Here is a 12,470-nt window from a genome sequence, read left to right as displayed (position 1 = left end):
TGGCTTAATTGGGTTGGGGTTGTTTGGAGGTTTTGGATTTTTTGTTGGGGAGGGATGCTTAAGACCGGGGCCAGACCCCGAGTGATGTGGTCGTGGAGTTGGTGGGGTGCGCTTAGGTTGTTTGGTTGGGGTAGGTTGTTTGGTTTTTGGGGTCAGCCCCAGGCGGCCGTCGGATTTATAGGGGACGAAATCGTGGAGGGGTTGGGTTTTGTTTAGTTTGTTTTGGGGAGGGTGGTTTGCGTAGGGGGGGAGCGAAGCGCTGGGGGCGCTTTGGCTTGTGTGGAGAGGGTTGTTTTGCTGCTTTTTTAGGGGTTTTTTTGTTGAATAATTTTGCCATCTGTTGTGAGGGGGGGAGTTGTGTTATACTACGAACGGTAAAGTATGTTTTGTTGGAGGCTATAATGGGAGAGAAACCGAATTTGAAGAAGAGTGTTACTAAGGTGATCCCATTTGCGCAGAATGGGGATTATTTTTATCAAAAGGGAATTCGTGCTTATCGGAAGCGGGATTTATATAAAGCGAGAAAATGGCTGCAGCGTGCGGAGGATTTGAAGCCGAGTGATGCGTCCATTATGTGCCAGTTGGCGATTGTGCTGACGGAGCTTGGTGATTATCAGCGTTCGAACGAGCTGTTGATGGATATTGTGGAGAACTTGGAGCCGGAGATGCATGATTGCCATTATTTTTTGGCGAACAATTATGCGTATCTTGGATTATTCCAGGAGTCCAGAAAGCATGCCGAGGAATATTTGACCATGGAGCCTGATGGGGAGTTTGTCGAGGATACAGAGGACCTGATGGATCTGCTTTCCATTGAAACTGATGAGCCCGAGGATTATGTGATGGGGCAGGATCATCTCATCGTGATGCAGGAGAAGGCGCGCAATCTTCTGGAAAAAGGCCAGCTTGATGAAGCGCTGGAGCTTTTGGAGGAGATCATCGAGGAGTATCCGCAGTTCTGGTCGGCGTACAACAATTTGGCGCTCGCTTATTTTTATAAAGGCAATCTGACTCAGGCTCGTGATGTGCTGGAGGATGTATTGGATAAAAATCCTGGCAATCTTCATGCATTATGCAATCTTCTTGTGTTCTACCATTACGAAAATAACCTGGATGAGATGAAAGTTCTTGCAGGAAGATTGGAAAAGGTGACGCCTATCCTGGTGGAGCATCGCTATAAGCTTGGTGCGACATTCGGCTTGATTGGACGTCATGACCTTGCTTACAAGTGGCTGCGTTCCCTGCAACGCAACGGTTTCCAGGGAGATGGCACGTTCTTTTTCTGGTTGGCAAATGCGGCCTATCATACGGAGCGCTATCAAGTTGCCGAGCAGGCATGGGCGAAAGTGTTGGAGATGAACCCTGAAAAAGCGGGCACGGAACCATGGAAGCAGCTGGATGATGTGGATCTGGAATTGGAAGAAGCAGAGCAGCTGTTTAAGATTTTCACGCTTAGCTTTTCCAAGAAAACGACCATAAAGAATGTGCTCGACCAGCCATATGCAAGTTCCAGTGTACGCGATTTTGCCATGGCAGTCCTGCTCAAGAAAAAGGATGTTCCGCTTAGCATAACAATCGGCTACGAGATAGCATCCCTACTAAAGCTTCATTCGACAGATCAGGCAGTGAAGGAATGGTTCGTCCTTTTCGCTAGAGCACAAAAAGAAACGGGCAGCTTCACAAATGCACCAGCGTGGGCAAGTGCCTTTGATTATGTCTGGAGCAAATATAATGGCTATGCAGCCAAGCAAAAGGAATTGGCGGAGCACTACAATGTGTCTGTCAGCACCATAAGAAAATATGTGAAAAAGGTAGAGGACCTCATGGACACCACACCTTGACAAGAAGCTGAGACAATATCACTGTCTTGGCTTTTTTGTTTTGTGATTTTTTGAAATTGAATCATGTTACAATAAATGTAAAAGGATAATGCTAGGAGAGGTAAACATGAGAAAGTACGTGATCTTGTTATTATCTGTGTTTATGATTTGTCTTCCTTTGTATGGACTCTATTATGAAAGTCAACCAAAAGTGGGGCCAATCGGCAATGGTGTGCAGAACACTCCTTGGTTTCTTGTTGTGTGGCCGATTATTGCTGGCCTGAATTTTTTTATTTTAAGCATTATAATGTTTGTCCAGGAACGAAAAACACATTAACGGATAGAGCATGAGCAAAAAATTGGACGTATAACTAGTCTGTTATATAGGATAGTAACTGGGAATACTTTTACTAGAAGTATTCCGAAAAACAGATTATAGGCTTCTTAAAAACAGGATGAAAAACAAAGGTCCTTTCATAAAAATAGCGACAGAAAGTATTTAAAGGAGTGTACAACATGACAGAAGAGAAAATTTATGATGTGGTAATTATCGGAGCAGGACCGGCTGGAATGACAGCTGCAGTGTATACCTCACGTGCAAACCTGAGCACATTGATGATCGAGCGCGGAATGCCAGGCGGACAGATGGCGAACACGGAGGAAGTGGAAAACTACCCGGGATTTGACCATATCCTTGGTCCTGAGCTTTCTACAAAAATGTTTGATCATGCGAAAAAATTCGGTGCGGAATATGCATACGGTGACGTAAAAGAGATTGTTGATGGCAAGGAATATAAAACAGTCAATGCGGGAGGCAAATCCTATAAAGCCCGCACGGTTATCATTTCCAGCGGTGCGGAATACAAGAAAATCGGCGTTCCTGGTGAAAAAGAGCTTGGCGGCCGCGGGGTTTCCTATTGTGCGGTTTGTGATGGTGCTTTCTTTAAAGGAAAAGAGCTTGTCGTTGTAGGTGGAGGAGACTCTGCGGTGGAAGAGGGCGTATACTTGACCCGCTTCGCTTCAAAAGTGACAATTGTACACCGTCGTGATGAGCTGCGTGCTCAGAAGATCCTTCAACAGCGTGCTTTTGACAACGAGAAGATTGACTTCATCTGGAGTCATACAGTGAAGGAAATCAATGAACTGAACGGAAAAGTGGGCAGTGTGACGCTTGTCAGCACAAAAGACGGTTCCGAACAGGATTTCAAATCGGATGGTATATTCATCTATGTAGGTATGCTTCCACTGACAAAGCCATTCCTGAACCTTGGTATCACAAATGATATGGGCTACATCGAAACGAATGAGCGTATGGAAACGAAGGTACCCGGCATCTTTGCAGCAGGAGATATCCGTGAGAAGACTTTACGACAAATCGTTACGGCAACAGGGGACGGAAGTATCGCTGCGCAAAGCGCACAGCATTATGTAGAAGAGCTTTTGGAAGAGTTAAAAGCGCAGCAAGCAGAGAAAATCTAAGACGCTTGTCGGTAGATGGAGGATTATAGATAACCTTGTCGAAATATCCTCTTAATCAAATCGTAACTGTGCTTTAACCAATCTGTAACAGCTTTGAAACAATAATCGGTTATTATATAAGTAGTAATTGACCCCCTTTTATAAATATAGTTTGACGGCACGGGTTCCCTTTTTCCTGTGCCAATTTTTTTTGCTTCTTTTTCACATCTTCTTCTACTTAACTTCTATCCATGCTACATATTGTCAGAAATTCTAACAGGCTTGTTCTACATGTATCCTTTGTTATGCTATACTTATGGGAGTAAAGCGTTTTCACAAATCTGGAATCGATACCTTTTTTGAATCCAGTTTCGAGCAAGCTCAAAGTTCCCTAATTTGTAGAACTTTACTGTGTCTTATTTCATCCTTTTAAAGTAAAATAGAAATGATACACTTGGCTAGTTCTGAAAATCGAATAATTTTACAAAGCCTTGCTTCAGTATGGAGAATGAACGTTCCTGCTGAGCTTTTCCAATAAATTTGAGGTGAAGAATCATGCAAAGAGTAACAAATTGTGTATTAGTGCGTGATGATCAAGTCCTTCTGCTGCAAAAGCCGAGACGCGGCTGGTGGGTAGCCCCTGGCGGAAAGATGGAGCATGGGGAGTCGGTGAAGGATTCCGTTGTGCGCGAATATCGCGAAGAAACAGGCATATATTTAAAAAATCCTGCCCTTAAGGGTGTTTTTACTTTTGTGATAAAAGAAGGAAATGAGATTGTTTCAGAATGGATGATGTTCACATTTTTGGCGACGGAATTTGACGGCCAGAACGTGTTGGAGTCTGAGGAAGGCAAAATCGAATGGCATAAGGCTGACAGTATAGCGGAATTGCCGATGGCTCCGGGAGATTTTCATATTCTGGATTATTTGATAAAAGGATCAGGGATGATTTTTGGTACGTTTACGTATACGCCGGAATTCGAGTTGTTATCCTATCGTCTGGATCCCAATTAATAAGGCTCTTTTCGTAAAGTTTGTTGTTTTTGACGTAAAAAATAGGCTTTTGGATTTTTTACAATGAAAAAACTATGCATTATTTAAAAAGTAAATGATTTAATACACCGAAAAGAGCACGATGATAGGAAATTTTACGTGTATATATTGTATTCGAAAAAAGCAATAATGTATGCGAAAACAGTTACCAATAAAGGAGAGGAAGAAGCATGAGTACAGGTACGAGCAGTGATGTGGAATTAGTCATTATTACTGGAATGAGTGGAGCCGGTAAAACCGTTGCCATTCAAAGCTTGGAGGATTTGGGCTTTTTCTGCGTGGACAATCTTCCTCCTACACTGTTGCCGAAGTTTTTGGAGCTGATGGAGGAGTCCGGAAGCAAGATGAACAAGGTAGCCCTTGTCATGGATCTCCGGGGCCGCGAATTCTTCGATAGCTTGTTCGAGGCGCTTGACGATATTTCCGAGCTTTCGTGGGTGACGCCTCAGATCCTGTTCCTGGATGCCAAGGATTCGGTGCTTGTCAGCCGCTATAAGGAAACAAGAAGATCGCATCCGTTGGCGAAATCCGGATTGCCGCTTGAGGGAATCGAGCATGAACGTGAGTTGTTAGAAGAGCTGAAGGGCCGTGCCCAGCTGATTCTGGATACTTCCAATTTAAAACCGCGAGAACTTAGAGAGAAAATCCTCAAACAATTTGCAACGCACTCCAAACAAACTTTCAAGGTGAACGTTCTTTCCTTTGGATTTAAGTACGGAATTCCGATTGACGCGGATCTAGTGTTTGATGTCCGTTTCCTGCCCAACCCGCATTACATCGATCATATGAGACCGATGACCGGATTGGATGAAGAAGTATCTTCCTATGTGCTAAAATGGTCGGAAACACAGAAATTCATTGAAAAGCTGACAGACCTCTTGACCTTTATGCTTCCTTACTATAAGCGTGAAGGAAAGAGCCAGATTGTGATCGCGATTGGCTGCACAGGCGGCCAGCACCGTTCCGTTACATTGGCGGAGTACTTTGCAAAGCATTTCAAGGATGATTATGATACGCTGATAACACATCGTGATATTGAACGACGAAAGGATAAACGCTGATGAGTCGTTCCAAACTTCCGAAAATCGTAATTCTTGGAGGAGGAACAGGTCTTCCTGTCCTGCTCCGGGGATTGAAGCACTATGATGTGGACATTACCGCCATTGTAACAGTGGCAGACGATGGCGGAAGCTCAGGCAGACTGCGGGACGAGCTGCAGATTCCGCCGCCTGGTGATGTCCGCAATGTACTAGCAGCCCTATCCGATGTCGAACCATTGGTAGAGGATCTTTTCCAGCATCGCTTTCAAGCGGGTAATGGGCTATCCGGCCATTCACTAGGCAATCTGCTGTTGGCGGCAATGACCACCATCACAGGGGATTTCGTTCATGCAATCCGCGAAATGAGCAAGGTATTGAATGTACGGGGAAAGGTGCTCCCTGCAGCGAACCAGAGTGTCATTCTTCATGCGGAAATGGAAGATGGAACGGTGATTTCCGGTGAATCCAAAATTCCATACTCCGGTAAAAAGATCAAGCGAGTTTTCCTGACACCAGAAAACGTGGAGCCTCTCCGGGAATCCGTGGAGGAAATCAGGAAAGCGGATCTGATCATTGTTGGGCCTGGGAGCCTGTATACTAGTATCCTGCCAAACCTGCTGGTACCTAAAATAGGGGAGGCGGTTTGTGAGTCTGATGCTAAAAAAGTATATATCTGCAATGTGATGACGCAAGCCGGCGAAACGCTGGACTACACAGCAAGCGATCATGTAAAAGCCTTGTATGACCATCTTGGGTGTCCGTTTATGGATACGATTCTTGTAAACGAAGAGGATATTCCGGAAGAGATAAAATTCCGCTACAAAAAGGAATATGCTACTCCTGTTGTCTATGACATCGCAAAATTGTCCGAAATGGGTCTGAAGATTGTCCATGATAAGATTATCCGTTACGAAGATGGATATATTAGACATGATACACAAAAAGTGGCAGCGCTTTTATACTCGATGATACAGCAAGAAAAATAGAAAAATGCAAACGGGTGCACGTCTTAGGTGGTTAGAGATGAGGGGTTTTCCTTTTAAATTGGCTCATCGCTTCCCCATAAATTATTCACTGGGGGGTGATCAATCGTGTCCTACGCTTCTGAAACAAAGAAAGAATTAACAACGATTGAAATCAAGGATTGCTGCGTAAAGGCCGAGCTTGCCGCATTGATTCGAATGAACGGTTCACTCTCCTTTTCCAACCGGAAATTGATATTGGACATTCAAACGGAAAATGCTGCGATAGCGAGAAGGATCTATACGCTGACAAAAAAGATATATGATGTACGTGTCGAGCTGCTTGTACGTAAGAAAATGAGGCTGAAGAAGAATAATGTATACATTGTTCGCTATGCCGAGCAGGCGCACTATATCCTGGATGAACTGAAGATCCTGAAGGACGGCTTTACCTTTGTCCGTGACATATCGCCGGAATTAATCGCAAAGAAATGCTGCAAGCGCTCGTACTTGCGAGGGGCATTTCTAGCAGGAGGGTCCGTGAATAATCCGGAAACGTCTTCTTATCATCTAGAAATATTTTCGCTTTACAACGAACATAACGAATCTTTGAGTGAACTGATGAATATGTTTCACTTAAACAGTAAAACGCTGGAACGCAAGAAAGGATTCATCACATATTTGAAAGAGGCGGAGAAGATCGCTGATTTCCTCAGTATCATCGGTGCCCATCAAGCACTGTTGAAATTCGAGGATATCCGCATCGTGCGCGACATGAGGAATAGTGTCAACCGTCTCGTGAACTGTGAAACCGCGAATCTTAACAAAACGATAGGAGCTGCCATCAGGCAGGTCGAAAACATCCGCTTCATCGACCGCACTGTAGGGCTTCATATCCTGCCCGATAAATTGAGGGAAATTGCAGAGCTCCGCGTCAACTACCAGGATGTGACCCTGAAGGAGCTTGGGGAAATGGTGTCCAGCGGCACCATCAGCAAATCAGGTATCAATCACCGCTTGCGCAAAATTGATGAGATCGCCGATAAATTACGTGCAGGAGAAACGGTTCATTAATTTTAAAATATAAATAGATATAGAGGAGGAAGAATAATGGTACAAAAACAAGTAGATGTTCGTTTGAAAACAGGCTTACAAGCACGCCCAGCTGCCCTTTTCGTACAAGAAGCAAACCGCTTCTCATCAGATGTATTCCTAGAAAAAGACGGTAAAAAGGTGAACGCAAAAAGCATCATGGGCCTAATGAGCCTAGCAATCGGTTCCGGAACAACCATCACCCTGATTGCCGATGGCCACGACGAAGACGATGCAATTGCAGCATTAACCACATACGTACAGCAAGAGAATTAAGGGAAAAGGATGCCGTGGATGGTGTCCTTTTTTTGTTTGGGCTGGTGTAGCCGCTTTTGAGGCGGAGTATTATACTGGAAATCCTTTTTTAAAAGTTAATTTGTTTGGGGAAGTTTTGCGACACGTGGTTGAGCAGTTGCGGGGAGTTGTGAAACAATCGTTTGTTTAAAAAATGGAATGCGAGGATAATGCGTGATTTTATTGAAAAACATAGTTACCGAGAGGATACCGACGCTGGAAAAAAGTGGAAGCTGGCGAAAGTGGCTTCTCTTCGGGCGAAAGGCAGTGGTTTTCGGGCGCAAAAATAAAAATTCGGGCGCAAAGTCCGATAAATCGGGCGAAAAATGAAATTTCCGGGCGTAATTGGTAGTCTGCAGTAATCACGACCGAAATATACAAGGTGATAATACGTAAAAGAACCCCGATCCATTCGAATCAGGGTTCTTCAACTAACTATTAGTTATTTTTAATAACTTTATCAATCAATCCGTACTCAAGCGCTCTTTCAGCTGTCATGAAGTTGTCACGGTCTGTGTCGCGTGAGATTACTTCGATCGGCTGGCCTGTGTTTTCGGAAAGGATCGTGTTCAGCTTTTCGCGTAGGAATAGGATGCGTTTTGCAGCGATCTCGATTTCCGTTGCCTGGCCTTGTGCACCGCCAAGTGGCTGATGGATCATGACTTCAGAGCTTGGTAGCGCAAAGCGTTTGCCTTTAGCACCTGCAGAGAGTAGGAATGCTCCCATGGAAGCCGCCATACCTACACACATCGTGCTGACGTTCGGCTTGATGAAGTTCATTGTGTCGTAGATTGCCATACCGGCAGTAATGGATCCGCCTGGGCTATTGATATAAAGCGAGATATCCTTTTCTGGATCTTCCGCAGCCAGGAATAGTAGCTGAGCAACAATGGAGTTTGCCACGTTGTCGTCAATTGCACTTCCAAGTAGGATAATGCGGTCTTTTAAAAGACGGGAGTAGATGTCATATGCACGCTCTCCACGGCTTGTTTGTTCAATAACTGTAGGAATTAAGTTCATCTCACTTTTCCTCCTTTAAATTAGGTAATAACCTGAGTTTTGCTAGGTTCTTATGTATTAAATTCCGCAACAAAAAAAGTGTTACAGTAATCTTAGGGAACCTAAATCAATCAGCAGGTATTTCATAAACTTTATGTACTTTTATCATACATATAAGGTCAATAATGGTCAAATAAAAACCATCGCAAAAAAACCTATTTTTCTCCATGTAATAATGATATCCATTCTGGGAGGGAATTAAACTTGAAAATGGTTTAAAGGGGACCTCACTTTAGTGGAATCCGGAAACGGTGTCGGATAAAGGGGGAAATATTAATATAGGACTATAACGAACATTGTCTTGAAACTTTGAGGAGTATAGACTATAATATCGGTAGCACGTAAAAGTTTCATGCGCTCGTAGCTCAGGGGATAGAGCGGTGGTTTCCGGTACCGCGTCATGCGGGGGTTCGAATCCCTCCGAGCGCGCCAACCTTACATACGGCTGGAAAAACTTACAGCTGGGTTCATGCAAAAACCTATGTTACGATATTACATGTAGCGGACAAGCGCCGTGAAAAACATTTAACTTTCAACCCAGTGTCGGCACACTGGGTTTTCTATTTGTTTACATAACAACAGGGGCCTGACCCTCAGCGCTTTAAAGCGCTGAGGGTCAGGCCCCTTTCTTTTATTACAATAAGATGTTATTTCCCGCTTCTCTGCATTGCCGCTTTGAAGTGGGCGTATAGTTATAGGGGGATGCAGGGCTTCCAACATTTTTCGATACAAATTATCGGGTTTCTCATGTACAATAAGTATGCGCTTACAAGAAGGCAAAAGTGATGATAGGTGCCAGCGTCCGTTTTCTGACTGAAACACTGAAAACCAAGTGGGGCAACGGACGGTTGCACCTGAAGACTGACAAAATGAAGGTAAGGACAGAAGGGAGAATGGGAATGAAGCAATCTGTAGGTTTGTATCAGGAACAGACGCTGAAGCTTGCGATGACGCAGGAGTTGAAGCAGGCCATAACGTTGCTGCAGTATTCTTCGCATGAGCTGCTTGATTTTCTGCAAGAGCAATCTCTGGAAAACCCCCTTTTAGAGCTGAAGGAACTGGAGGCTCCACGGGAGTTTGCCGCTTCACGCGTTCAGCGCCTTAGACAGCGCAGCACAACAGGGGCAAAACAGGCTTTTTCAATCGAGAACTTCAGCAGGCACGGAGAAACCCTTCATCACCATGTAGAGCATCAACTCTTAGATAGCTGTTTGCCAGCAAACGAACTCCAAATCATAAAACGTATGATCGATTATATAGACGCGAACGGATACTTGCAGGAAGAAGCCGAAACAATTGCACAGCAGCTAAGGGTTTCAACTCTACAGGTTGAACAGGCCATTAAAAGCATTCAAAGCCTGGAGCCTGCAGGGATCGGAGCTAGGGATTTAAAGGAATGTCTGCTGCTTCAGCTGAGACGATTACCAAAGCGTTTACATCTCGCAGAAAGAATCCTGGAGGAAGATTTCACCCTTTTTGCTGAAAAAGCGTGGAAGACCTTGGCGAAAAAGCATGGAATCAGTTTAAAGGAGATTCAGGAGGTTCATGATGAAATCGTGAAGCTCCAACCACGACCGGGGAATCTATATGAAACAATGGAAAAGCCAAGGTATATCATTCCTGACTTGATTGTACAGCAGCTCCATCATCAGTTCATCGTTTCGTTGAATGAGGAGATCGTGCCGCAGATTGCGATTAACGAAAAATACAAATCAAGCTTCTCTTCACAAACAGAAGTGGATGCTTATCTTCAGGAGAAGCTCCAGCAATGTCAATGGATCGTCAAGAGCATCGAGCATCGCAAGCACACCCTTGTTAAAGTAATGGAAGAGATTGTGTCGGCACAGCTGTCCTTTTTCCTGAACGGGCCATCCTTCTTGAAGCCGCTGACACTTAAAGATATTGCAGAACGCCTTAACGTACATGAGTCGACGGTTAGCAGGGCGACAAAGGAGAAATATGTACAGACGCCATACGGACTGTTTGAACTGAAATACTTTTTTAGCCAGAGCCTGACAGGACAATATGATGAAGAAAAATCAACCAAGCAAGTGCAGCAGCTTGTGGAGGAACTGGTAAAGGCGGAGGATAAACAGAAGCCTTTGTCCGATCAACAGCTGACAAACCTCCTCCAAAAGCAGTATCATATAGCTATCTCTAGAAGGACGGTCGCGAAATATAGGGATCTATTGAACATCCCAAGCTCCTCGATGAGAAAACGCTACGATTGAGAAGGGTGTAAGAGATGTGAACCTGAAATTTTATACAAAAGTGGACTGCCCGCTTTGCGAGAAGGCAAAAGTTCGCCTCCAGGAGCTGCAGAGCGAGATGGATTTTACAATAGAAGAAGTGGATATCTATCAGGACGATGCCTTGCTGGAAAAATATCAGATCATGATTCCGGTGGTGGAATTGGATGGAGAAATGCTTGGTTACGGTATCATAAACAAAGAAGAAATAAGAAAGCGTTTACTTGAAAAAAACCGATAGACCTTAGTTGCATAAGGGTTTCACCTTTGTTACAATCAACTTGTAGCAAGGGTGATTTTTTTTACCGCTACTGGGACACAATATGTCATAGCGGGACATTTTGTGTCCAACCAGGTAAAATTTGCACCTTAAAGGGGAAGCTATAATGAAGCAGATTATCGAAGTACAAAAGAAATTGTTGCCTGATCTTCTTTCCATTATGCAGAAACGATACGAAATACTACGTTACATAAGGTTGATGCAGCCGATTGGAAGAAGAAGTTTATCAGGTAGTCTGGGCTTGAGTGAGCGTGTGCTGCGAAGTGAAGTCGACTTCCTTAAAGCACAGAACCTGATTCATGTAAGTGTTGCCGGCATGACACTGACACAAGAAGGTACCGTTCTTTTAAAAAGCCTGGAGGAGATCATGAAAGAGGTTTCCGGTTTAAAGGTGCTTGAAGCGGGAATAGAAGAAAAGTTAGGGATTTCAAAGGTAGTCGTCGTTCCGGGAGACAGTGACCAATCCCCTTGGGTTAAAAAAGAAATGGGTCGGGCATGCGTAAACACCATGCGGAAAAGATTCCATGACGAAAATATCATTGCAGTGGCTGGTGGAACAACCATTTCCTCCGTCGCAGAAATGATGAAGCCGGACGCGAAAAACCGTGAATTGCTTTTTGTCCCGGCACGTGGCGGGCTTGGCGAAAAGGTGCAGAACCAGGCAAATACGATCTGTGCGACGATGGCAGAAAAGGCGATGGGCAACTACCGATTGCTCCATATTCCTGATTCGCTCAGTCACGAATCGTACCAGTCCATGATAGAGGAACCATCGATAAAAGAAGTGATTTCGCTGATCAAAAATTCTAGTATGGTTATTCATGGAATTGGAGACGCTAAAACAATGGCAGAGCGCCGTAAAACAGCACCGGAAAATATGCAGAAAATCGAACAGGCACATGCAGTCGCAGAAGCTTTTGGCTACTATTTTAACGAAGCCGGGGAAGTAGTGCATAAAGTTCAAACCGTAGGAATGCAGTTGGCAGATTTGGAAAAGATAGAATGTGTGATTGCAGTAGCGGGTGGCGCATCGAAAGCAAAAGCGATCCGAGCATATCTGAAAAAAGCTCCCCATACCATCCTCATAACGGATGAAGGAGCCGCAAAAGAGTTAATTAGGGAGTAACAACCCTTAATAATAAGGTTCTGTGGAAACACAGTAT

At 44.3% G+C, this 12,470-nt stretch carries 12 protein-coding genes and 1 tRNA gene; 12 read left to right on the top strand and 1 reads right to left on the bottom strand.

The genetic code is table 11. The annotated features are described in order from the left end of the window. Window positions 1–401: 401 nt before the first annotated feature. The 8 genes from ACFVAD_RS00355 (at window position 402) to ACFVAD_RS00320 (ending at window position 7,701) form a co-directional block, all read left to right on the top strand. Entirely contained in the window at window positions 402–1,841 is a 1,440-nt protein-coding gene (locus ACFVAD_RS00355; protein WP_386634675.1) for a tetratricopeptide repeat protein, read from the top strand. Window positions 1,842–1,947: 106 nt separating this feature from the next. Continuing rightward, window positions 1,948–2,157 carry a hypothetical protein gene (locus ACFVAD_RS00350; RefSeq protein WP_386634672.1) on the top strand — a complete coding sequence of 70 codons (210 nt, stop codon included), beginning with the start codon at window positions 1,948–1,950 and terminating at the stop codon, window positions 2,155–2,157. Window positions 2,158–2,336: 179 nt separating this feature from the next. Then, window positions 2,337–3,299: a thioredoxin-disulfide reductase gene (gene trxB, locus ACFVAD_RS00345; RefSeq protein ID WP_386634670.1), complete on the top strand. Its 963-nt coding sequence runs from the start codon at window positions 2,337–2,339 to the stop codon at window positions 3,297–3,299. A gap of 534 nt (window positions 3,300–3,833) precedes the next feature. Next, window positions 3,834–4,292 (top strand): 8-oxo-dGTP diphosphatase, encoded by a 459-nt coding sequence (locus tag ACFVAD_RS00340; protein ID WP_386634667.1) that lies wholly within the window; start codon window positions 3,834–3,836, stop codon window positions 4,290–4,292. A 209-nt stretch (window positions 4,293–4,501) separates the two neighbouring features. After that, a complete protein-coding gene (gene rapZ, locus ACFVAD_RS00335) occupies window positions 4,502–5,392 on the top strand; it encodes an RNase adapter RapZ (protein ID WP_386634664.1) in 891 nt (296 codons plus the stop codon). After that, window positions 5,392–6,357, top strand: a complete 966-nt coding sequence (locus tag ACFVAD_RS00330) for a gluconeogenesis factor YvcK family protein (RefSeq protein ID WP_386634661.1) — start codon at window positions 5,392–5,394, stop codon at window positions 6,355–6,357. The genes rapZ and ACFVAD_RS00330 overlap by 1 nt, the downstream gene beginning before the upstream one ends. 105 nt (window positions 6,358–6,462) lie before the next feature. Further along, window positions 6,463–7,407 carry a DNA-binding protein WhiA gene (gene whiA / locus ACFVAD_RS00325; protein WP_386634659.1) on the top strand — a complete coding sequence of 315 codons (945 nt, stop codon included), beginning with the start codon at window positions 6,463–6,465 and terminating at the stop codon, window positions 7,405–7,407. 36 nt (window positions 7,408–7,443) lie between these two features. Continuing rightward, complete coding sequence (locus ACFVAD_RS00320; RefSeq protein WP_386634656.1) at window positions 7,444–7,701, top strand: HPr family phosphocarrier protein; 258 nt, start codon at window positions 7,444–7,446, stop codon at window positions 7,699–7,701. A 456-nt stretch (window positions 7,702–8,157) separates the two neighbouring features. Here ACFVAD_RS00320 and clpP read toward each other — a convergent pair whose 3' ends face one another. Beyond that, window positions 8,158–8,739, bottom strand: a complete 582-nt coding sequence (gene clpP, locus ACFVAD_RS00315; RefSeq protein WP_204412509.1) for an ATP-dependent Clp endopeptidase proteolytic subunit ClpP — start codon at window positions 8,737–8,739, stop codon at window positions 8,158–8,160. A 393-nt stretch (window positions 8,740–9,132) separates the two neighbouring features. Between clpP and ACFVAD_RS00310 the strand changes: the two genes are divergently transcribed. The 4 genes from ACFVAD_RS00310 (at window position 9,133) to ACFVAD_RS00295 (ending at window position 12,433) form a co-directional block, all read left to right on the top strand. After that, window positions 9,133–9,210, top strand: a tRNA-Arg gene (locus ACFVAD_RS00310). Between the two features lie 353 nt (window positions 9,211–9,563). Then, the gene (gene rpoN, locus ACFVAD_RS00305) at window positions 9,564–11,009 is read left to right on the top strand and encodes an RNA polymerase factor sigma-54 (RefSeq protein ID WP_386634652.1); all 1,446 of its coding nucleotides are present in this window, start codon (window positions 9,564–9,566) and stop codon (window positions 11,007–11,009) included. Between the two features lie 16 nt (window positions 11,010–11,025). After that, complete coding sequence (locus ACFVAD_RS00300) at window positions 11,026–11,268, top strand: glutaredoxin family protein (protein WP_386634649.1); 243 nt, start codon at window positions 11,026–11,028, stop codon at window positions 11,266–11,268. Window positions 11,269–11,413: 145 nt separating this feature from the next. Then, on the top strand, window positions 11,414–12,433 hold the full coding sequence (locus ACFVAD_RS00295; protein WP_386634646.1) for a sugar-binding transcriptional regulator: 1,020 nt from the start codon (window positions 11,414–11,416) through the stop codon (window positions 12,431–12,433). Window positions 12,434–12,470: the final 37 nt, after the last annotated feature.

Origin of the sequence: Sutcliffiella sp. NPDC057660 (assembly GCF_042800035.1) — a bacterium.
Taxonomy (GTDB): domain Bacteria; phylum Bacillota; class Bacilli; order Bacillales; family Bacillaceae_I; genus Sutcliffiella_A.
This window is presented reverse-complemented; position numbering and strand designations above follow the sequence as displayed.